Here is a 19,939-nt window from a genome sequence, read left to right on the forward strand (position 1 = left end):
GAAGCTCAGCAGTCTTCTCCGAAACGGTCGGCGACGAGAGCTTCCAGCGCATCGGCGAGACGCAGGGCCTCGGCACCGCTGGTTCGGACCTCGATAGTGGTTCCCTTGGATGCTGCCAACATCAAAAGCCCCATGATGCTGTCGCCCGAGGCCTGCAGGCCATCCTTGGACACCTCGGCACGGGCATCATGCGCCTCGACCACCTCGACAAGGCGGGCTGATGCGCGGGCGTGGAGACCCTTTTCGTTGACGATGCGCAGATTGCGCGTGACCTCTGTCATGTCCCCTCCCGGCTGGCCTTCATGGCACGAGCCGCCCGGGCGGGCCGTCGAAGGCATCGATGTACTTGCGCCCCGCCGCCAGCGACGACGCGACAGCCTCCTGCACGGGACGATGACGCGACTTGGCCAGCTTGATCAGCATCGGCAGGTTGGCCCCGTAGATGATCCGGCGGTTCGCCGGGTTGCAGGCCAGAAGCGACAGGTTGGCGGGCGAGCCACCGAACATGTCGGTGGCCACGACCACCCCGTCGCCGGTATCCACCGCGTCGGCGGCGGCACAGATTTCGGTCTGCTTGCGTGCACGGTCGTGGTCAGGCTCGATCGAGATCGCCCGGATGCCCGTCTGTCGTCCGACCACATGTTCGATCGCCGACAGGAATTCCGTCGCCAACCCCCCATGCGCGACGATGACGATCCCGATCACGGCCCGGTCCCCGATTGCGGCGCGGCGTCGGTGATGGCGCGCCGCTCCATTTCCCGATGCCGAGTTGACACTCGCCATCCTGCCTCTGCAAGCGCATTCGCCAGTCGTTCCGCAACGGCGACCGAGCGGTGTTGCCCCCCGGTGCAGCCGAAGGCGATGGCAAGGTGGGTCTTCCCCTCCTCGGCGTAGGCCGGCAGCAGCGTCAGGGTAAGATCGCGGATTCGTCCGAAGAAATCCTGAAAGCGCGCGTCGGCGGCGACGTGATCGGACACCCGGGGGTCGAGCCCCGTCAACGCCCGAAGTTCGCGCTGCCAGTAGGGGTTCTGCAGGAACCGCACGTCAAAGATCATGTCGGCGCCGCGCGGCAGTCCACGCTTGTAGGAAAACGAGTGCACCGACACCGTCAGCCCCGGACCGTCGCCGGTGGCGAACCAGCGGCCCAGTTCGGCCCGCAGCTCGTGCGGCGTCATCTCGGAGGTATCGATCATGATGTCGGCCCGCGCCCGCGCGGCGCGCAGCAGGTCGGTTTCACGCTCGATCCCCGTCTCGGGCGTTTCGGCGGGGGCGAGGGGATGGCGGCGGCGGGTCTCGGAATAGCGGCGCAGCAGCACGTCGGCGCGGGCATCGAGGAACAGCATGTCGCTGTTCAGCCCCGGCAGGCCGGAGACGAGATCCATGACGTCGATCAGCGCCTCGGTCGAGAAGTCGCGGTTGCGCACGTCGAGGCCCAGCACCAGCGGCCGCCGCAGCGGGCCGGCCAGCAGGCGGGGCAAAAGGGTCAGCGGCAGGTTGTCGATCGCCTCGAAGCCAAGATCCTCGAAGGCGGCGATCGCGGTGCTGCGCCCTGCCCCCGAGGGGCCGGTGACCAGCACGAGCCGGCCGGACGCGACCGAGGTCCCGGACAGGGCGTCGGCGGCGGCGGGGCTTTCGGTATCAAAGACGGAGGTGGGGTCTGTCGTCATTCGCGCGGTATCGATGTCCTTCGGGCGGGGCCCTCGGGATCGAAGGCGGGTTCGGCGCGGCCGTGACGCAGCATCGTCATCAGCGCCCACCCAAAATGAGGCCCTTCCACGCGTCGGCACAAGGGCACGTGAACTCCCAATAGCTCACAGTTGCGTTCCGGCGGCAGTCGGTCGCCCTCGGGGTGGGCCATGTCGACGACCAGGGCCACCGGCGCGGGGGCGGCGGGGCTGCGCAAGAGGCCGATGAACCGCGCCTCGATCAGGCCGTCGAGGTTCGGCGCGGGCGCGGCGATCAGGACCGCCCCCGCCCCTGCGCCTTCCCGGCGCAGCACGGTGCGGTCGTCCGAGACAAGCGTCGCGCCAAGGGCCAGAAGCTGCAATGCCAGCGCCGATTTGCCCGCGCCCGAAGGCCCGAGGATCAGCAGCCCCCGCCCGTCGACCGCCACGGCGCTGGCGTGCAGGATCGCGGTATCGCCATCCTCTGCCGTGCTCACACCGGCAGGCCGACGACGAAGCGCGCGCCCAGCGGTTCCGATGTCACGTCGGCGGCGGTGGGGCGGATGTTCTCGGCCCAGATCACGCCGCCATGCGCCTCGACGATCTGCTTGGAAATGGCGAGCCCCAGGCCCGAGTTGTTGCCGAACTGGCCCTCGGGACGTTCCGAGTAGAAGCGGTTGAAGATCTTCGTCAACGCCGTTTCCGGGATGCCGGGGCCGGTATCCTCGACCACCACCAGCACGCGGTTTTCACGCCGCCGGACCCACACACGGATCGCATCGCCTTCGTCACAGAACGAAATCGCGTTGGAGATGAGGTTCACGAACACCTGCGCCAGGCGGCTTTCCAGGCCCTCGATCTCGATCGCGCGGGACGGCAGGTCCGAGATGAACTCGATCCCCCGCGCCTCGGCTTCTTCGGTGAAATGGTCCAGCAGGCGCGACAGCATCGTCAAGAGATCGAAGCTCTCCTCTTCCTCCTTGACCAGTTCGCTGTCCAGCCGCGACGCGTTCGAGATGTCGCTGACCAGCCGGTCGAGCCGCCGCACGTCGTGGTCGATGACGTCCAGCAGCTTGTCGCGCTGCTCTTCCTTCTTGACGAAGCGCAACGATCCTACCGCCGACCGCAGCGAGGCGAGCGGGTTCTTGATTTCGTGCGCCACGTCGGCGGCGAATTGTTCGTTGGCGTCGATCCGGTCGTAAAGCGCCGCCACCATGCCGCGCAGCGCGCCCGACAGGCGCCCGATCTCGTCGGGGCGGCCGGTCAGGTCGGGGATCCGCACGCGGCTGGGCTTGACCTTCTTCGAGTTGCGGTCGCGCCCGATCTCGGCCGCCGCGGCCAGATCCGACAAGGGGTTGGCGATGGTCGAGGCCAGCAGCAGGCTAAGCCCGATCGATACGAGGATGGCGATGATGAACATCTGCAGCACCTGTTCGCGCTCGGTGCGCACCAGGTCATCGATTTCGCCGGCCGCGCTGGTCAGCGCCACGGCCCCGACGATCCGGTCGCCCTGCAGGATAGGGGTGGCCACGACGAAGATGGTCGATCCGTCGTTGTAAAGACCGGTTTCGACCTCGGTCACCCCCTGCAGGGTGCGCGCGACCACGTCGCGGGCCCGGCTTTCGGCGGCGTCGGGGGCCACGGGCGTCTCCTGCCATGTCAGGATCGCGGCCAGCGCGTTCCACACCCGGTTCAGGAAATCGGTAATCAGCGTCGCGCCGTCGTCGCGTTCCAGCCCGCGGACGGGGGTCGCGCTGCGCGCCTCCCCCGCGGTCGAAGCGATCAGTGTCCGCGCCGGGTCGAAGACGAAGACCTCGGTCGTGCCGCCAAGGTCCAGCCCCCGCAGCGTGGCCTGCGCGTCGATGCCGGCCTGCGGCAGCGACACGGCATCGCCCGCGGTGGCCAGCTGCGCCTCAAACACGTCGGCAACCAGTTCGGCCTCGGCCACCAGCCCGGTTTCGCGCTGGTAGACCAGGCTGTCGCGGAACGGGTTGAGATACAGCACCCCGGCCACCAGGACGAGGATGCCGAGAAGGTTGAAGGTGACGATCTTGCGCGCCAGCGGCGAGCGGTTCATCGCGCTGATGCCCCGGCGTTCGCGCTGCGCGCGCATCTCGCGTTCAAGCGTGGCGTCGGTGCCGACCCAGTCTTCGCCCAGCACGACGTCGCCCTTCGCCGTGCGGCGGGGCTCGGGCCGTTCTATCCGCTCCGCCAGGCTCATCCCCTATTCTTCGTTGTAGCGGTAACCGATGCCGTAAAGCGTCTCGATCGCCGAGAACTCGGTGTCGACGGTGCGCATCTTCTTGCGAAGCCGCTTGATGTGGCTGTCGATGGTGCGGTCGTCGACATAGACCTGATCGTCGTAGGCCACGTCCATCAGCTGGTCGCGGCTTTTGACGAAGCCCGGGCGTTGCGCCAGCGCCTGAAGCAGCAGGAACTCGGTCACCGTCAGCGACACGTCGCGGCCCTTCCAGGTGACGGCGTGGCGGGCGGGGTCCATCTTGAGCTCGCCGCGCACCATGACCTGGCTCGCCTCGGCCTCGGTCACCTCCTCGCCCGACAGGACCTCCTGCCGGCGCAGCAGCGCGCGGATGCGTTCGACCAGAAGACGCTGCGAAAACGGCTTTTTCACGTAATCGTCGGCGCCCATGCGCAGGCCCAGAACCTCGTCGATCTCGTCGTCCTTCGAGGTCAGGAAGATCACCGGCATCGACGATTTCTGCCGCACACGCTGCAGCAGGTCCATGCCGTCCATGCGCGGCATCTTGATGTCGAACACCGCCATGTCGGGCAGTCGTTTCATGAAGGCGTCGAGCGCGGCCTGCCCGTCGTTGTAGGTCTCGACCTCGAAGCCTTCGGCTTCGAGCGTCATCGACACCGACGTCAGGATGTTCCTGTCGTCGTCGACCAGAGCGATCCTCGACATAGCTTCAATTCCTTGCTGCTCGAATTATTGGCCAATTTTGGGGCATAATTCTGTGACGCACGGTCGGAATCAACACATAACTGAGAATCGGCCCACCGCGGCAGCCATAATAACGCCTTAAAATGGCAAAGATTGACTTAATTGCCTCACCCCCTGCGGCGGGACGGGCGGACACCTGCGACAGGTTGCGCTAACACCGCGCTGGTTGCGCTAACCTCCCGCCACGCCGCTATACGGTCGCGAAACGCCCGTGTTATGCTTTCCTCGATCGGCCGGTCGGCCGGGATCCCCAACCGCGGGCGCGGCCCCGCCCCCGTGGCGGGATCGCGACAGCAACGTGGCGGCATGCCCGCGAGAGGAGCACGGATAATGACGACAGGACGGGTGAACCCGACGCAGAGGCTGGAAGATCAGGGCGTAAGCGGACTGGGCAATGTCTACTACAACCTCACCGAGCCCGACCTGATCGAGCATGCCCTGTCGCGCAAGGAAGGCGCGCTGGGTCAGGGGGGCACCTTCCTCGTGACCACGGGCAAGCACACCGGGCGGTCACCCAAGGACAAGTTCGTGGTCCGCACACCCTCGGTCGAGGACACGATCTGGTGGGACAACAACGCCCCGATGGAGCCCGCGGCCTTCGATACGCTCAAGGCCGACATGATCGCCCATATGGCGGGCGGCGACTATTTCGTGCAGGATCTCTTCGGCGGCGCCGACCCGTCGCACCGGCTGGACGTGCGGGTGGTGACGGAACTCGCCTGGCACGGCCTCTTTATCCGCCACCTGCTGCGCCGGCCCGAGCGGGACGAGCTGGAGGGTTTTGTCCCCGATTTCACGATCATCAACTGCCCCAGCTTCAAGGCCGATCCCGCAAAGCACGGCTGCCGCTCGGACACGGTGATCGCCATCAACTTCGACGCCAAGACGATCCTGATCGGCGGCACGGAATATGCGGGCGAGAACAAGAAATCCGTCTTCACCCTGCTGAACTACCTGCTGCCCGAAAAAGGCGTGATGCCGATGCACTGCTCGGCCAACCACGCGCCGGGCAACCCGGTGGACACGGCGGTGTTCTTCGGCCTGTCGGGCACCGGCAAGACGACGCTGTCGGCAGATCCCGCGCGGATCCTGATCGGCGACGACGAACACGGCTGGTCGGAACGCGGCACCTTCAACTTCGAGGGCGGCTGCTACGCCAAGACGATCTCGCTCAACCCCGAGGCCGAGCCCGAGATCTATGCGACGACCAAGCGGTTCGCCACCGTGATCGAGAACATGGTCTACGACCCCGAGACCCACGAGCTGGATTTCGAGGATGACAGCCTGACCGCCAACATGCGCTGCGCCTACCCGCTCGACTACATCTCGAACGCCTCCGCCACCGGGCTGGGCGGGCATCCGAAGAACATCATCATGCTGACCTGCGATGCCTTCGGGGTGCTGCCGCCGATCGCGCGGCTCAGCCCGGCGCAGGCGATGTACCACTTCCTGTCGGGCTTCACCTCCAAGGTCGCGGGCACCGAGCGCGGCGTGACCGAGCCCGAGCCCACGTTCTCGACCTGCTTCGGCGCCCCCTTCATGCCGCGCCGGCCCGAGGTCTACGGCGAGCTTCTGAAGCAAAAGATCGCCAAGCACGGAGCGACCTGCTGGCTGGTCAACACCGGCTGGACCGGCGGCGCCTACGGCACCGGGTCGCGGATGCCGATCAAGGCGACGCGGACGCTGCTGTCGGCCGCGCTTGACGGCAGCCTCGCGCAGGCGCCGATCCGCAAGGACAAGAATTTCGGCTTCGAGGTGCCGACCACGGTGAAGGGCGTCCCCGACATCCTGCTGGATCCGCGCCGGACCTGGGACGATGCCGCGGCCTACGACCGGCAGGCGGCAAAGCTGGTGCAGATGTTCTCGGAGAACTTCGCGCAGTACGAAGGCCATATCGACGACGACGTCCGCGCCGTCGCCATCGGCTGACCCACCCCATCGTCGCGCCCCCGCCTGCTGCGGGGGCGCCTCGTGCTGTCGTCGCCGCAGGACGCCGGTCAGGCCGCACAGAACGGCCGGGCAAATACTTGCGCCATACGGGCGGCAGGCCCCCCGATACGTGTGACGACCGGTCAGCCGGTCAGCCCGCGCCGGATCAGGTTCGCCCCGGCCACGATCAGCACGGCCAGCGTCGCTTGCCGGAACCGCCGCTGGTCCAGCCTGTCCTGCACCGCCATGCCCAGGGCCATGCCAACGGCCACCGGCAGCAGCATCAGCGCCGACCATGGCGCGGTCTCGGATGTCAGCACGCCCGAGCGCAGGTGCGCCACGGTCAGCGTCACCGCCCCGATACCGTAGATCACCCCCTGCACCTGTATCTGCATCCGCTTCGGCGTTTCGAGCGCGGTCAGGTACAACACCAGCGGCGGCCCCCAGACGCCGGAGAGACCGCCGACGAACCCCGCGAAGGCCCCGACGCCCAACTCGGTCACGCGCCGGCGGCGCGGCGGGATCACCGGGCGCCACCCGGCCAGCTGCACCAGCGCGAAAAGCGTGACCGGCACGCCGAGGATCAGGTAGAGCGCCGCGACCGGCAGCACCGCCACCAGTTGCCCCGCGCCCAGGATGAACACCGCCGAGATCGCGATGTAGCGCCAGTGCTCGGCCGCCGCCGCCCGGGCGGGCCCCAGCCCGCCGCGCAGCGCCTGGTACCCGTTCGACGCCAGCGTCGGCAGGATCAGCAGCGCCAGCGCCTGCCCCGGCGGCAGGATCAGCGACAGGCCCGAGATCATGATCATCGGCATCGCGAAGCCCACCGCGCCCTTTACGAAACCCGCCAGCAGCGCCACCGCCGCCGCGGCCAGTAGTCCCGTGGGATCCAGCATGCCCCAGCCCTCCTCTTTCGTCCGCGCGCCTGAAGATCCCTACCCTGCAGCGGGCCTAGGTGCACCCCCGGGCGCAGGTGCCCGCCCCGTCCCTTGTGCCCGTCCCATACCCCCGGGTCGACCTTCCGCGGCGGGCTGCACTGGCCAGACGGCCCCGGGTCGCCTAGGTTCTCCCCAAAGGAGACATGCATGACCAACCCCCTTCTCGCCGATTGGACCGGCCCCTTCGAGATGCCGCCGTTCGAGACGATCAAGGACGAGGATTTCGAACCGGCGGTCGACGCCGCCCTGACCGAGGCCCGCACGGCTATCGAGGCCATCGCGGAAAATCCCGACGCCCCGACCTTTGCCAACACGATCGAGGCGATGATGCGCGCCGACGCCCCGCTGAACAAGGTTCTGGGCGTGTTCTACAACCTCGCCGGCGCCGACAGCAACGCCACGCGGCAGGACCTGCAGCGCACCTTCTCGCCGCTGCTGTCTTCCTATGCCTCCGAGATCTACATGAACGCCCCCCTCTTCCAGCGCATCGATACGCTGTGGCAGGAGCGTGACAGCCTCGAGCTCGACCCCGAGCAGCAGCGCCTGCTCTACCTGACGCGCCGCGGCTTCGTCCGGCAGGGGGCGCAGCTGGAAGGCTTCGCGCGCGACCGGCTGGCACAGGTGAAATCGCAGCTGGCCGTTCTGGGCACCGAGTTCACGCAGAACCTGCTGAAGGACGAATCCGACTGGATGATGGAGCTGTCCGAGGCCGATCTGGACGGCCTGCCCGACTTCGTCGTCTCGGCCGCCCGCGCCGCGGGCGAGGAAAAGGGCGCCAAGGGCCCCGTCGTCACCCTGTCGCGGTCGCTGATCGTTCCCTTCCTGCAGTTCTCGCCACGCCGTGACCTGCGGCAGAAGGCGTTCGAGGCCTGGGCCGCCCGCGGCGCCAATGGCGGCGAGACCGACAACCGCGACATCGCCGCCGAAATCCTCGGCCTGCGGGAAGAGCGGGCGATGCTTCTGGGCTACGACGATTTTGCCTCCTACAAGCTGGAAACCGAGATGGCTAAGACGCCGCAGGCGGTCCGCGATCTGCTGATGCAGGTCTGGACCCCGGCCCGCGCCGCGGCCGAGGCGGATGCGACGCGGCTGACCGCGATGATGCATGCCGACGGCGTCAACGGCGATCTGGAACCCTGGGACTGGCGCTACTACGCCGAGAAGCGACGCAAGGAAGAGCACGACCTCGACGAGGCCGAGCTGAAACCCTACCTGCAGCTCGACCGGATGATCGAGGCCGCGTTTTCCTGCGCCAACCGGCTCTTCGGGCTTGAGTTCGAGCGGATCGACCCGCCGCTTTACCATCCCGACGTCCGCGCCTGGAACGTGACCCGTGACGGCCGTCACATGGCGGTGTTCCTGGGCGACTACTTCGCCCGGGGGCCCAAGAGGTCGGGCGCGTGGTGTTCGGCCATGCGCAGCCAGCAGAAGCTGGAGGGCGAGATCCGGCCCATCGTCGTCAACGTGTGCAATTTCGCCAAGCCGCCCAAGGGCGCGCCGGCGCTTCTGAGCTACGACGATGCGCGCACCCTGTTTCACGAGTTCGGCCACGCCCTGCACCAGATGCTGTCCGACGTGACCTACGAGTCGCTGTCCGGCACATCGGTGGCGCGGGACTTCGTCGAGCTGCCCAGCCAGCTTTACGAGCACTGGCTGGAGGTGCCGCAGGTTCTGGAGGAATTCGCCACCCACGCCGACACCGGCGCGCCGATGCCGGAGGCGCTGCGCGACCGCCTGCTGGCGGCGACGACCTACGACATGGGGTTCCAGACGGTGGAATACCTCGCCTCGGCGCTGGTCGACCTCGACTTCCACTCGGGCGAGGCTCCGGCCGACCCGATGGAGCGGCAGGCCGACGTGCTCGAGGAGCTGGGCATGCCCCAGGCGATCCGGATGCGCCATGGCACGCCGCACTTCGCACATATTTTCTCGGGCGACGGCTATTCGTCGGGCTACTACAGCTACATGTGGTCCGAGGTGATGGACGCCGACGCCTTCGCCGCCTTCGAAGAGGCGGGCGGCGCGTTCGATCCAGAGATGGCGAAGAAACTGGAACGGCACATCCTGTCGGTCGGCGGCACACGGGAGGCCGAGGAGCTTTATACCGAGTTCCGGGGACGGATGCCGGGGCCCGAAGCGCTGCTGAAGGGTCGCGGACTGGACAGCGCGGCCTGACTACAGCCGTCCGGGCCCCTTTCGGGGCCCGGTGGTGACGCCGACGGCGCTGTGTGGATCTGCGTGCACGCTGGTTCCGGGTTGGGGACGCCTCCGGCGGGAGTATTTCGGAAGAGAAGAAAAGGGGCGGGGCGCGAGGCGACCCGCCCTTGCGTCAGCTTGACCGGGGCGTGTCGACGCCTTCGAGGATGAGCCGCAGTTCGTCCGAAAGCGCGCCCTCGATCGACATCGCGTCGCCGGGCACGACGCCGGGGTCCTCTTCGTGGTCCTGAACCTGGCTGCGATCATGCAGGAAGGCGATGACATCGTCCCTGGCCGAGCCGTCCGGCAGGGCGGCGACAAGACGGATCAGCACCTTGCGCTGCGCGAGAAGCCGGCCTTCGAGGCTTGCATTGGATGGCATTGATCCGCCCCTCACAGCACGAGCCAGAGAACGACCAGCACGACCGCCACGACGGCGCAGGCGATGACGATCCCGCGGCCCGAAGAGCCGTTCTGCATCTCGGCCGGTGTCTCGCCGAAATCGGCCTCGGCCGCGTCGGCGCTGCCCTGATGCTCTTTCTCCGCGGACGTCTCTATCGCTTCGGCATGCGCCACCTGCGATTTCGTGGCCGGGGTGCCGCCGGCCTCGTCATCCGTTCCGAGTGGCGAGGCCGCGGGGTCGTTGGCGACGGCCTTGTCGCCCGCCTCGCCGTTGTCGATGCTCTTGCGCAGCCGATCGGGGTTTCCGGTGTCCTCAGCCATGGCGGGCCTCCCTCAAGATCCGTGGGTTTCGGAAGGACAAGCGCCATTGCTGCGTGGATGTTCCCGCACCCACGGTCCCTGGGCATGCCAGCGACGCCGGATCAGACCGGATCCTTGTGGATGATCACGTCGGCCTGCGGGTAGCGGTCGAGGATCGCGTGACGCAGCCCCGCGCCGATGTCATGCGCCTCGGTCAGGGTCTGGGTGCCGTCGAGCTCGATATGCAGGTTCACGAAGACCCGGCTGCCTGCGGTGCGTGTCTTGAGGTCGTGAAAGCCGCGCACGCCCGGCCAGCTGCCGGCGATCTCCTCGATCCCGGCGACCATCTCGGGCGAGGCGGCGCGGTCCATCAGCGCGTTCCAGCCGCCGAGCCAGATCCGCACCGCGCCGGTCAGAAGCATGGCCGCCGCGGCCAGCGCGACCACGCTGTCCACCTGCGTCAGCCCGAAGGCGGCCGAGGCCCAGAGCGACAGGATCGCGCCGACGTTGGGGATCAGGTCCCCCAGGTAGTGCAGGCGGTCGGCCAGCACCACGCGGTTGCCCGTGGCCCGCGCCACGCGCGTCTGCCAGGCCACCAGCGCCACGGTCAGCGCGACCGACAGCGCCATCACGCCCATTCCCGCGCCCTCGTCCGCGAGGGCGGGCGGAGCATCGCCCAGAAGCCGCGTCACCGCCGCCACCGCGATGGCCACGGCCGAGGCGAGGATGAAGAGCGACTGGCCCAGCGCCGCCAGATCCTCGACCGAGGAATGGCCGAAGGCGTGATCCTCGTCGGGCGGTCGCGCGGCATAGGCGATGGCAACCAGGCCGCCCAGCGACACGATGAGGTCGAGCCCGGAATCGGCCAGCGACGCGGCAACCGAAAGCGACCCCGTCAGGCCCAGCGCCCAGAGCTTGGCCAGCACGAGCAACAGCGCAACCGAGGCCGAGGCCCCGATCGCGGAGAGGTTCATACGTGTGGTGCTGCCGTCGGACATGGGGCGCCCGGGATACCTCCGGCCCCCGCCGGCGGCAAGCCCCGCCCCGGCGGCACACCCCGCGTCATTCGCGCAGCTCGCCCGGCGCGACGCCCCAGATGCCGGCGGTCTGGACCCAACCGCGATAGCCGCCCGCGCGGATGCGGCACCAGTCGGGCACGCATTCGCCCAGGCGCGCCACGACGCCGCGTTCGGCCACGGCGCTGACCGGCGCGTCGGGCGCCGGGGTCGTGCGCATCGGCAGCTCTTCGGCCTCGACCAGCACGGTGCGCACCCCCGACAGCAGCGAGTAATGCACCCAGCCGCCCGCGCCGTCGCGGTCGCGCACCCGGCGCCAGTGCCCGTGCTCGGCGGTGATCTCCAGCGGCAGGTCGCGGCGCTTGTAGACCCAGTCGATTCGGTGGGTCAGCGACGGTCCGCGCCGCACGTTGCCCTCGGACGCCTTGAGCGAGACGAATCGCGGCATCGGAAGGTTCGTCACCGGCCCGCGCTGGACCGTGGCATCGGCGGCCGCCGCCTGCTGGGCCCCGGCATCGCCGGTCAGAATGGTCAGTGAGAGGATCGTTGCCATGACGACCCCGAGTGCCCGCCTTACGCTCATCCCGCGCCTCCGCTTGGTTCGCTTGCCTGTCGCATTGCCCCGGGGCGCGTGTCCGTCTTGCGCGGATCGTCCCCGCCGGGGCCCGCGCCGCACATTGCGCCGGCCTCCGTTCCTTGCCACCTTGGTCACAGACCGCGTGCAAGGAAAGCAGGAGGAGGCCGGGCATGGCATCAAGACGGCCGAGTGTTGTCGTCACGCGACGTTTGCCGCCCCCGGTCGAGCAGCGCCTGGCCGAGCTGTTCGACGTCCGGCTGCGCGACACCGACGCGCCGATGACGCGGGCGGAGCTTGCGCAGGCGATGCGCGACGCCGAGGTCCTGGTGCCGTCGGTCACCGACCGGATCGACGCGGCGCTTCTGGCCCGGGCCGGCGACGCGCTGCGGCTGATCGCGCAATACGGCGCAGGAGTCGACAATATCGACGTCCGCTCGGCCCGCAGCCGCGGGATCCTGGTTGCGAACACGCCGGGCGTGGTGACGGACGACACCGCCGACATGACGATGGCGCTGATCCTTGCCGTCACCCGGCGCATCCCCGAAGGGCTGGCCACCATGCAGGCCGGGCGCTGGGACGGCTGGGCACCGACGGCGTTCCTGGGCGGGCGGATCTCGGGGCGGCGGCTGGGGATCCTGGGAATGGGCCGGATCGGCCAGGCCGTGGCCTGCCGCGCCCGGGCCTTCGGCATGCAGATCCACTATCACAACCGTTCCCGCCTGCGCCCAGAGGTCGAGACGCCGCTGGAAGCGACCTACTGGGAGAGCCTCGACGCGATGATCGCGCGGATGGACATCCTCAGCATCAACTGCCCGCACACGCCCGAGACGTTTCACCTGCTGAACGCGCGGCGGCTGAAGATGGTGAAGCGGAACGCGGTGATCGTGAACACCTCGCGCGGGGAGGTGATCGACGAGAACGCGCTGGTCCGCGGGCTGGCGGCAGGCGAGATCGCAGGCGCCGGGCTGGATGTCTACGAACAGGGCCAGACGCTGAACCCGCGGCTGCGCGATCTGCCCAACGTGGTGCTGCTGCCGCATATGGGGTCGGCCACGCTGGAAGGGCGGATCGAGCAGGGCGAGAAGGTCATCATCAACATCAAGACCTATGCCGACGGCCATCGCCCGCCCGACCTTGTCATCCCCGGAATGGTCTGACGCATTCCGGAAAATCGAACAAAAGTCTTCACCGCGCGTTCACCTGTCATAGACATATTGGTGAGGAGAGACACCATGAACTGGGATCAGATCCAAGGTAACTGGAAACAGATGAAGGGCCGCGCCCAGGAACGCTGGGGCGAGCTGTCGGGTGACGAGCTCGATCAGGCCGAAGGCAGCCGTGAACAGCTGGAGGGGCTGATCCAGGCCCGCTACGGCAAAACGAAGGAAGAGGCCCGGCAGGAAGTCGACCAGTGGGTCGCCGAACACTAGGCCCCCGCGCCCTGCCCCTTTGGTAACGAGTTTCGGGCCGTCCTTCGGGCGGCCCTATTTTTATGTCAGCACCGGTGCTGCAAGCCTCCCCGCACCATCGCACGGCCAGACCATGGCACGGTCCGCGATCCATGCGCGGGTCCGGGGAAGGAGCGGAGGCCGGAGCGGGAGACAGAGGCGCACTGCCGGGCGCGGCCGGGCCTACCGGATCAAGGCCATCAGCCGGCGCTCGTCCTCGCGCAGGCCGCGGATCTGCGGCAGGTCCTGCGGCAGGGCCTCCGGGTCCTCGGCCAGGGCGATCACCTCGGGATGGATATAGCTGGTCCGGGCGATGGCGGGGGTGTTGGCCAGCCGCTTCGCCGCCGCTTCGGACATGCCCTTGATCGTCACCTTCTCGGCCACCGACGCCTCGTGCAGCGCCGCGACCGATCCGTTCCAGGTGCGGAAGGTCTTGGCGGTCAGCCGCGCGTTGCCGGTGATCTCGGCCAACCGCCGGTTCACGTGGGTCGAGGTGACCTCGTGCGCGACGCCCATCTCGTCGACCCATCCGACCAGCTTCGACCCCGGCAGATCGTCGAGGTCGTGCAACACCTTCTGCAGCCGGGCATCGCGGACCTCGCGCCTGACCTTCAGCCCGCCCTTCGCGGTGAAGGCGAGCGTCAGTCCACGCTTGCCCAGCCGCATGTGCGACCGCTTGAGCGTGGTCGCGCCATAGGTGCCGTTCTCCTCGGCATAGCCCGCGTTGCCGATGCGCAGCGACAGCCGGTCGATCATCGCCAGCACCGCGGCCACGGCAAAGTCCAGGTCCCCCGCCTCGCCCTGCAGATCGCGGGCGATGCGACGGCGGATACCGGGAAGGCGATCGCCGAATTCGGCCAGATCGCCAAACTTGCGGGCCGAGCGGAACTCGGTCCAGCTGGGGTGATAGCGGTACTGCTTGCGACGCCGTACGTCCCGGCCCGAGGCCTGCAGGTGCCCGTCGGATCGGGGCGAGATCCAGACGTCCTCGTAGGCCGGGGGGACCGCCAGCGCGGCAAGGCGCCGCCGCTCGGCCCTGTCGTCGATCGTGGTCCCGTCGGGGGCGCGATAGGTGAACCCCCGCCCGCAGCGCCGCCGGCTGATGCCGGGCCGATCATCAGGGTAATAGACCAGATCGGGGATATCCTGCATGGCGGCCACTCTGACTGTCGGACGGAAACCGCGCGACGGGCAGCGGGGTTCCGCCACCCCCGATCACGAGCGCGAGCGCCGCACCGTCACGGGAATTTCTCTTGAAGGCAGGGACGAAAGGATGTCAGGTTTCGACATGTCGAACCCAGCATTCAAATCATGGGCCCAGAACGCCGCGCGGCTTGTCGCCGTCGCCTCGGGGCGCGAGCCTGCCGACCTGGTGATCCGGGGTGGCCGGGTGGTCAATGTCCACAGCCGAGAAGTGCTCGATGGCTGGCAGGTGGCGGTTGCCGACGGGCGTTTTGCCTATGTCGGCCCCGATGCCGGCCATTGCGTCGGCGACGGCACGCAGGTGATCGAGGCCGAAGGCCGCTACCTGATCCCGGGCCTCTGCGACGCGCACATGCATATCGAGTCAGGCATGCTGACCCCGGCCGAATTCGCCGCCGCCGTGATCCCGCACGGCACCACCAGCATGTTCACCGACCCGCACGAGATCGCCAACGTGCTGGGCCTGCGCGGCGTGAAGCTCATGCATGACGAGGCGCTGATGCAGCCCGTCAACATCTTCACCCAGATGCCCTCCTGCGCGCCCTCGGCCCCGGGACTCGAAACGACGGGACACGAGATCACGCCCGAGGACGTGGCCGAGGCGATGGCATGGCCCGGTATCGTGGGCCTGGGCGAGATGATGAACTTTCCCGGCGTCGCGGCGGGCGATCCCAAGATGCTGGCCGAGATCGGCGCGACGCAGGAGGCGGGCAAGACGGTGGGCGGCCACTATGCCGCGCCGGACCTGGGCGCGCCCTTCCACGCCTATGCGGCAGGCGGCCCGGCCGATGACCACGAAGGCACGTCCGAGGCCGACGCCATCGCGCGGGTGCGTCAGGGGATGCGGGCGATGCTGCGCCTGGGCTCGGCCTGGTACGACGTGGAAAAGCAGATCACCGCCGTGACGGATAAGGGGCTCGACCCCCGCAACTTCATCCTGTGCACCGACGATTGCCATTCCGGCACGCTGGTGAACGACGGCCACATGAACCGCGTCGTCCGCCACGCGATCGCCTGCGGCTGCGACCCGCTGGTCGCGCTGCAGATGGCCACGATCAACACCGCCACCCATTTCGGGCTGGAGCGTGAGCTGGGCTCTATCGCGCCGGGGCGGCGGGCCGACGTGATCCTGACCTCGGACCTTGCAACCCTGCCGATCGAGCATGTCATCGCCCGGGGGCAGACCGTCGCCGAAGGCGGTCAGATCCGCGTCGACTGCCCGCATCTCGACTGGCCGAACGACGTACGCACCACGGTGAAGCTGGGCAAGCAGCTTGCCGCCGCGGATTTCGAGATCCCCGCCCCCGACGGCGCCAAACGCGTGACCGCCAAGGTGATCGGCGTGGTCGAGAACCAGGCGCCGACCGAAGCCCTGACCGCAGATCTTGCCGTCACGGCCGGCCGGGTGGAGGCCCAAGGCGCAGTCGCGCAGATCGCGCTGGTCGAACGCCACAGGGGCACCGGGGGGGTCACAAATGGCTTCGTGTCGGGCTTCGGCTACGGGCCGGGCATGGCCATCGCCTCGACCGTCGCGCATGACAGCCACCACATGATCGTCGTCGGCACAGACCGCGCGATGATGGCCGCCGCCGCGAACCGGCTGGGCGAGGTGGGCGGCGGCGTCACCGTCTGGAAGGACGGCGCCGAGCTTGCCCTGGTCGAACTGCCGATCGCCGGGCTCATGTCCGACCGTCCCGCGGCCGAGGTCGCCGCCCGCGCCGACGCCATGGTCGCGGCCATGGGCCAGTGCGGCTGCACGCTGAACAATGCCTACATGCAGCACTCGCTGCTCGCCCTCGTCGTGATCCCCGCGCTCCGCATATCGGACCTGGGGCTTGTCGACGTGACCAAATTCGAATTGACCGACCTGATCGAGCCCAACACATGACAGCAGCCGACCCGAAACTTCCCATCATCGCCCCGCCCGCGCCCGACGCCGAAAGCTTTACCGACGCGCGCGCCGCCGTCGCCCGGCTGATCGAGCTTTACGATGCCGCGACGGATTTCCTCTGCACAAAGTTTTCGGACGCGGTGCGCGGCGGGCGCCCTTCGTCGCGGTTCCGCGCGTTCTACCCCGAGATCCGGTTCGCCACGGCCAGCCACGATAGCACCGACAGCCGCCTGTCCTTCGGGCATGTCCCCTCGCCCGGGACCTATTCGACAACGATCACCCGTCCCGACCTGTTCGAGAACTACCTCATCCAGCAGATCGGGCTTCTGATCGAAAACCACGGCGTGCCGGTCACCGTGGGCCCGTCGAAGACCCCGATGCCGGTGCATTTCGCCGTGGCCAACGACACCTCGGTCACCGTGCCGCAGGAAGGCGTGCTGGATTTCGCCCTGCGCGACGTCTTCGACGTGCCGGACCTTTCGACCACGCATGACGACATCGTCAACGGCTTCGGCTTCACCCACCCGGACGGATCGCTGCCGCTGGCCCCCTTCACGGCGCAGCGCATCGATTATTCGCTCGCGCGCCTGTCGCACTACACCGCGACCCTGGCCGAGCATTTCCAGAACCACGTCCTCTTCACCAACTACCAGTTCTACGTCGACGAGTTCGAGGTCTATGCCCGCGCCATGCTGGCCGATCCGGCCAGCGGCTACACCTCCTTCGTCGGCCCCGGCAACGAAGAGATCATCGCCAGCGACGCGCCCCTGCCCCCGGCCGCGAAGATGCCGCAGATGCCGTCCTACCACCTCAAGCGGGCGGACGGGTCGGGCATCACGCTGGTCAATATCGGCGTCGGACCCTCGAACGCCAAGACGGCGACCGACCACATCGCGGTGCTGCGCCCGCATGCCTGGATGATGGTGGGCCACTGCGCGGGCCTGCGCAATTCGCAGCGGCTGGGCGATTTCGTTCTGGCCCATGCCTACCTGCGCGAAGACCACGTTCTGGACGACGACCTGCCCGTCTGGGTCCCGATCCCGGCCCTGGCCGAGATCCAGGTCGCGCTGGAGGACGCGGTCGAGGCGGTGACCGAGCTTGAGGGTTACGAGCTCAAACGGATCATGCGCACGGGCACCGTGGCCACCATCGACAACCGCAACTGGGAGCTGCGCGACCAGTCCGGCCCGGTGCAACGGCTGAGCCAGTCCCGCGCCATCGCGCTCGACATGGAATCGGCGACCATCGCGGCCAACGGGTTCCGCTTCCGCGTGCCCTACGGCACGCTTCTGTGCGTGTCCGACAAGCCGCTGCATGGTGAGTTGAAGCTGCCCGGCATGGCGTCCGAGTTCTATCGCACCCAGGTCGCGCGCCACCTGCTGATCGGCGTCCGCGCGATGGAAACGCTGCGCGACATGCCGCTGGAGCGGATCCATTCGCGCAAGCTGCGGTCGTTCGAAGAGACCGCGTTTCTCTGACGGCTTGCCCGCGGCCCGGGCTTGGGCTCACGCCTCAGCCCAGCCTGAGCTCCGCACCGCCCAGCGCGGTGCGGGCGGCCGGGCGCGTCACGCAACGGTCGAGATAGGCCGCAAGCGCGGGATAGGGGCCAAGCGGCGTCACCTGCGCGGCCACCCACAGCGAATAGCCCACCTGGCAGTCTGCCCCGGAAAACTCGCTCAACAACCAGTCCGATCCCGCAAGCCAGTCCTCCAGCAGCCCCAGCGCATCGGCCAGTCGTCCGCTCGCCCCGGTTTCGCTGCGGCGTGCGACGTGCTGCACCAGCGTTTCGGCAAAGTGCAGCCAGTCCAGCCAGCCGATCCGCGCCGTGGTGCCCGGCGCCCGCCACAACTGCGGCGCTCGGGTTTCGCACAGCCACTCGGTCATCGCGCCGGTTTCGTGCATCTGCGCCGTGCCGTCACACAGCGAGGGCGGCGGCGAAGGATGCAGCGCAGCGTCGAGCGTCTTCGGCATCGCGAGCGTCACCAGTTCGTAGTCGCAACCGATCTCCTCCAGCAGCCAAAGGGTGCGGGAGGATCGCGACAGCGGCGCGTGGTGAAGGGTCAATTCGGTCATGCCACGGGAACCTAGCCCGGGCGGGCACCGGGACCACAGGGGGGACCACAGGGCGCCGGCGCGCGACCGGACACAGGCGGGGCCGGGCGCCTGTGGCGGCCAGAGGGCGGCGCACGGCGTCACAATCCCCATCCGTACTTATGGTCCGGGGCCTGTGGCTGTGCTAGGCCCGGTGCGCCGGACCGGTCAGGTACCGCTTTGGCCGTTGGCACGATGGCTCATATCCGCATGCTTGCGCTTGATACATTCGAGGGAGGACAAAATGCAGAACTTCATTCCGACACGCCGCGCCGCAATGGCGCTGATCCTTGCGGGCACCGCGCTGACCGGGGCGACCGGGCAGGCCGTGGCCCAGGACATCACGCTGGGCGCGCTGCGGCTGACCAGCCACTCGCCGACCTACATCGCGCTGGAACGCGGCTATTTCGAGGATGAGGGGCTCAACGTCGAACTGGCCTTCTTCGAAAGCTCCGCCGCCATGGCGGTGGGCGTTGCCGGGGGCGATCTGGATTACGGCGTCACCTCGATCAGCGGCGGTCTGATGAACCTTGCCCAGAAGGGCGCGGTCAAGGTGATCGGCGGCGCGCTGGCCGAAGATCCCGATGTTCAGGGCCACGTGATCCTTGCCTCGAACGCCGCATTCGAGGACGGCGTGACCGAACCTGCGCAACTGGCCGGACGCAGTTTCGGCGTCACCACCGCCGGATCGTCGTTCCACTACATGCTGAGCCGAATCGCCGAGGGCGAGGGCTTCGACATCGCCGACGTGCAGATGAAGCCGCTGCAGAAGGTCGGTGCGATCATCGGCGCGCTCAGCTCGGGCCAGGTGGATGGCTGGGCGATCCAGCCCAGCATCGGCAAGCGGCTGGTCGAGGAAGGCGCGGCGCACAAGATCGGCGACCTGTCGGACTATGCGCCGGACTATCAGGTCACCGCCGTCTTCACCTCGACCGGCACCGCCGAGGGTGAGCGCGAGCAGACTGAGGCGTTCCTGCGCGCCCTGTCGCATGGCGTGGCTGACTACAACGCCGCCTTCGTCGACGGCACCGCGGACGAGGCCGAGGTCACCGAGTTGACCGAGATCGTCCACCAGTACGTCAGCACCGATGTCGACGACGCCCGCTTTGCCAAGGACATGGCCGAAGGGTCGATGCGCATCAACGAGGGCCTGTCGCTGTCGACCTCGTCGCTGCAATCGCAGCTGGACTGGATGCAGGACGAAGGCCTGGTGAGCGGCGACATCACGCTCGAAATGCTGGTCGACCCCTCCTACGTCGAAACCAACTGACGGCGCGCGGCCGGCCCACCACCCGGGCCGGCCGCGTCCTTTCCCCCGC

At 68.3% G+C, this 19,939-nt stretch carries 20 protein-coding genes; 7 read left to right on the forward strand and 13 right to left on the reverse strand.

Translation table 11 applies throughout. The features are described from left to right. Positions 1 to 5 precede the first annotated feature (5 nt). From EKE94_RS13265 to EKE94_RS13290, 6 genes are read right to left on the reverse strand one after another with little or no spacing between them, the layout of a single operon-like run. A complete protein-coding gene (locus EKE94_RS13265) occupies positions 6 to 281 on the reverse strand; it encodes an HPr family phosphocarrier protein (protein WP_127907101.1) in 276 nt (91 codons plus the stop codon). A gap of 19 nt (positions 282 to 300) precedes the next feature. After that, positions 301 to 705 carry a PTS sugar transporter subunit IIA gene (locus tag EKE94_RS13270; RefSeq protein ID WP_127907102.1) on the reverse strand — a complete coding sequence of 135 codons (405 nt, stop codon included), beginning with the start codon at positions 703 to 705 and terminating at the stop codon, positions 301 to 303. After that, a complete protein-coding gene (gene rapZ / locus EKE94_RS13275; RefSeq protein ID WP_127907103.1) occupies positions 702 to 1,667 on the reverse strand; it encodes an RNase adapter RapZ in 966 nt (321 codons plus the stop codon). Before rapZ ends, EKE94_RS13270 begins: the two co-directional genes overlap by 4 nt. Then, positions 1,664 to 2,161, reverse strand: a complete 498-nt coding sequence (locus tag EKE94_RS13280) for an HPr kinase/phosphorylase (RefSeq protein ID WP_127907104.1) — start codon at positions 2,159 to 2,161, stop codon at positions 1,664 to 1,666. Before EKE94_RS13280 ends, rapZ begins: the two co-directional genes overlap by 4 nt. Then, complete coding sequence (locus EKE94_RS13285; RefSeq protein WP_127907105.1) at positions 2,158 to 3,885, reverse strand: sensor histidine kinase; 1,728 nt, start codon at positions 3,883 to 3,885, stop codon at positions 2,158 to 2,160. Before EKE94_RS13285 ends, EKE94_RS13280 begins: the two co-directional genes overlap by 4 nt. Before the next feature lie 3 nt (positions 3,886 to 3,888). Then, positions 3,889 to 4,590, reverse strand: a complete 702-nt coding sequence (locus EKE94_RS13290; RefSeq protein WP_127907106.1) for a response regulator transcription factor — start codon at positions 4,588 to 4,590, stop codon at positions 3,889 to 3,891. A gap of 369 nt (positions 4,591 to 4,959) precedes the next feature. On the opposite strand from EKE94_RS13290, the gene EKE94_RS13295 reads away from it, so the two are divergent. Next, positions 4,960 to 6,558 (forward strand): phosphoenolpyruvate carboxykinase, encoded by a 1,599-nt coding sequence (locus tag EKE94_RS13295; RefSeq protein ID WP_127907107.1) that lies wholly within the window; start codon positions 4,960 to 4,962, stop codon positions 6,556 to 6,558. 143 nt (positions 6,559 to 6,701) lie between these two features. Here the strand turns inward: EKE94_RS13295 and EKE94_RS13300 are convergent, their stop codons facing one another. Then, positions 6,702 to 7,454, reverse strand: coding sequence for a sulfite exporter TauE/SafE family protein (locus tag EKE94_RS13300; protein ID WP_127907108.1), 753 nt, complete (start codon positions 7,452 to 7,454; stop codon positions 6,702 to 6,704). Positions 7,455 to 7,643: 189 nt separating this feature from the next. Here EKE94_RS13300 and EKE94_RS13305 point away from each other — a divergent pair, with 189 nt between their 5' ends. Continuing rightward, positions 7,644 to 9,671 carry a M3 family metallopeptidase gene (locus EKE94_RS13305; RefSeq protein WP_127907109.1) on the forward strand — a complete coding sequence of 676 codons (2,028 nt, stop codon included), beginning with the start codon at positions 7,644 to 7,646 and terminating at the stop codon, positions 9,669 to 9,671. Between the two features lie 154 nt (positions 9,672 to 9,825). On the opposite strand, the gene EKE94_RS13310 is transcribed toward EKE94_RS13305, so the two are convergent. The 4 genes from EKE94_RS13310 to EKE94_RS13325 form a co-directional block, all read right to left on the reverse strand. After that, positions 9,826 to 10,074: a hypothetical protein gene (locus EKE94_RS13310; protein WP_127907110.1), complete on the reverse strand. Its 249-nt coding sequence runs from the start codon at positions 10,072 to 10,074 to the stop codon at positions 9,826 to 9,828. A gap of 11 nt (positions 10,075 to 10,085) precedes the next feature. After that, positions 10,086 to 10,415 carry a hypothetical protein gene (locus EKE94_RS13315; protein ID WP_127907111.1) on the reverse strand — a complete coding sequence of 110 codons (330 nt, stop codon included), beginning with the start codon at positions 10,413 to 10,415 and terminating at the stop codon, positions 10,086 to 10,088. A gap of 101 nt (positions 10,416 to 10,516) precedes the next feature. Next, complete coding sequence (locus EKE94_RS13320; RefSeq protein ID WP_127907112.1) at positions 10,517 to 11,392, reverse strand: cation diffusion facilitator family transporter; 876 nt, start codon at positions 11,390 to 11,392, stop codon at positions 10,517 to 10,519. 64 nt (positions 11,393 to 11,456) lie between these two features. Beyond that, entirely contained in the window at positions 11,457 to 11,963 is a 507-nt protein-coding gene (locus EKE94_RS13325) for an SH3 domain-containing protein (protein WP_127907269.1), read from the reverse strand. Positions 11,964 to 12,157: 194 nt separating this feature from the next. Here EKE94_RS13325 and EKE94_RS13330 point away from each other — a divergent pair, with 194 nt between their 5' ends. Together EKE94_RS13330 and EKE94_RS13335 are read left to right on the forward strand one after the other, a co-directional pair. Beyond that, positions 12,158 to 13,144, forward strand: a complete 987-nt coding sequence (locus EKE94_RS13330) for a 2-hydroxyacid dehydrogenase (RefSeq protein WP_127907113.1) — start codon at positions 12,158 to 12,160, stop codon at positions 13,142 to 13,144. 75 nt (positions 13,145 to 13,219) lie between these two features. Beyond that, positions 13,220 to 13,417, forward strand: a complete 198-nt coding sequence (locus EKE94_RS13335; protein ID WP_127907114.1) for a CsbD family protein — start codon at positions 13,220 to 13,222, stop codon at positions 13,415 to 13,417. Positions 13,418 to 13,618: 201 nt separating this feature from the next. Here EKE94_RS13335 and EKE94_RS13340 read toward each other — a convergent pair whose 3' ends face one another. Then, positions 13,619 to 14,587, reverse strand: coding sequence for a DNA topoisomerase IB (locus EKE94_RS13340; RefSeq protein WP_127907115.1), 969 nt, complete (start codon positions 14,585 to 14,587; stop codon positions 13,619 to 13,621). A 121-nt stretch (positions 14,588 to 14,708) separates the two neighbouring features. Here EKE94_RS13340 and ade point away from each other — a divergent pair, with 121 nt between their 5' ends. Beyond that, positions 14,709 to 16,526 (forward strand): adenine deaminase, encoded by a 1,818-nt coding sequence (gene ade, locus EKE94_RS13345; protein WP_235856024.1) that lies wholly within the window; start codon positions 14,709 to 14,711, stop codon positions 16,524 to 16,526. Then, positions 16,523 to 18,007 (forward strand): AMP nucleosidase, encoded by a 1,485-nt coding sequence (locus tag EKE94_RS13350; protein WP_127907116.1) that lies wholly within the window; start codon positions 16,523 to 16,525, stop codon positions 18,005 to 18,007. The genes ade and EKE94_RS13350 overlap by 4 nt, the downstream gene beginning before the upstream one ends. 34 nt (positions 18,008 to 18,041) lie before the next feature. Here EKE94_RS13350 and EKE94_RS13355 read toward each other — a convergent pair whose 3' ends face one another. Then, the gene (locus tag EKE94_RS13355) at positions 18,042 to 18,602 is read right to left on the reverse strand and encodes a glutathione S-transferase family protein (protein ID WP_127907117.1); all 561 of its coding nucleotides are present in this window, start codon (positions 18,600 to 18,602) and stop codon (positions 18,042 to 18,044) included. Between the two features lie 262 nt (positions 18,603 to 18,864). On the opposite strand from EKE94_RS13355, the gene EKE94_RS13360 reads away from it, so the two are divergent. After that, entirely contained in the window at positions 18,865 to 19,890 is a 1,026-nt protein-coding gene (locus EKE94_RS13360; RefSeq protein WP_127907118.1) for an ABC transporter substrate-binding protein, read from the forward strand. Positions 19,891 to 19,939: the final 49 nt, after the last annotated feature.

The sequence above is a fragment of the Mesobaculum littorinae genome (assembly GCF_004011175.1).
Classification (GTDB): Bacteria; Pseudomonadota; Alphaproteobacteria; order Rhodobacterales; family Rhodobacteraceae; genus Tranquillimonas; species Tranquillimonas littorinae.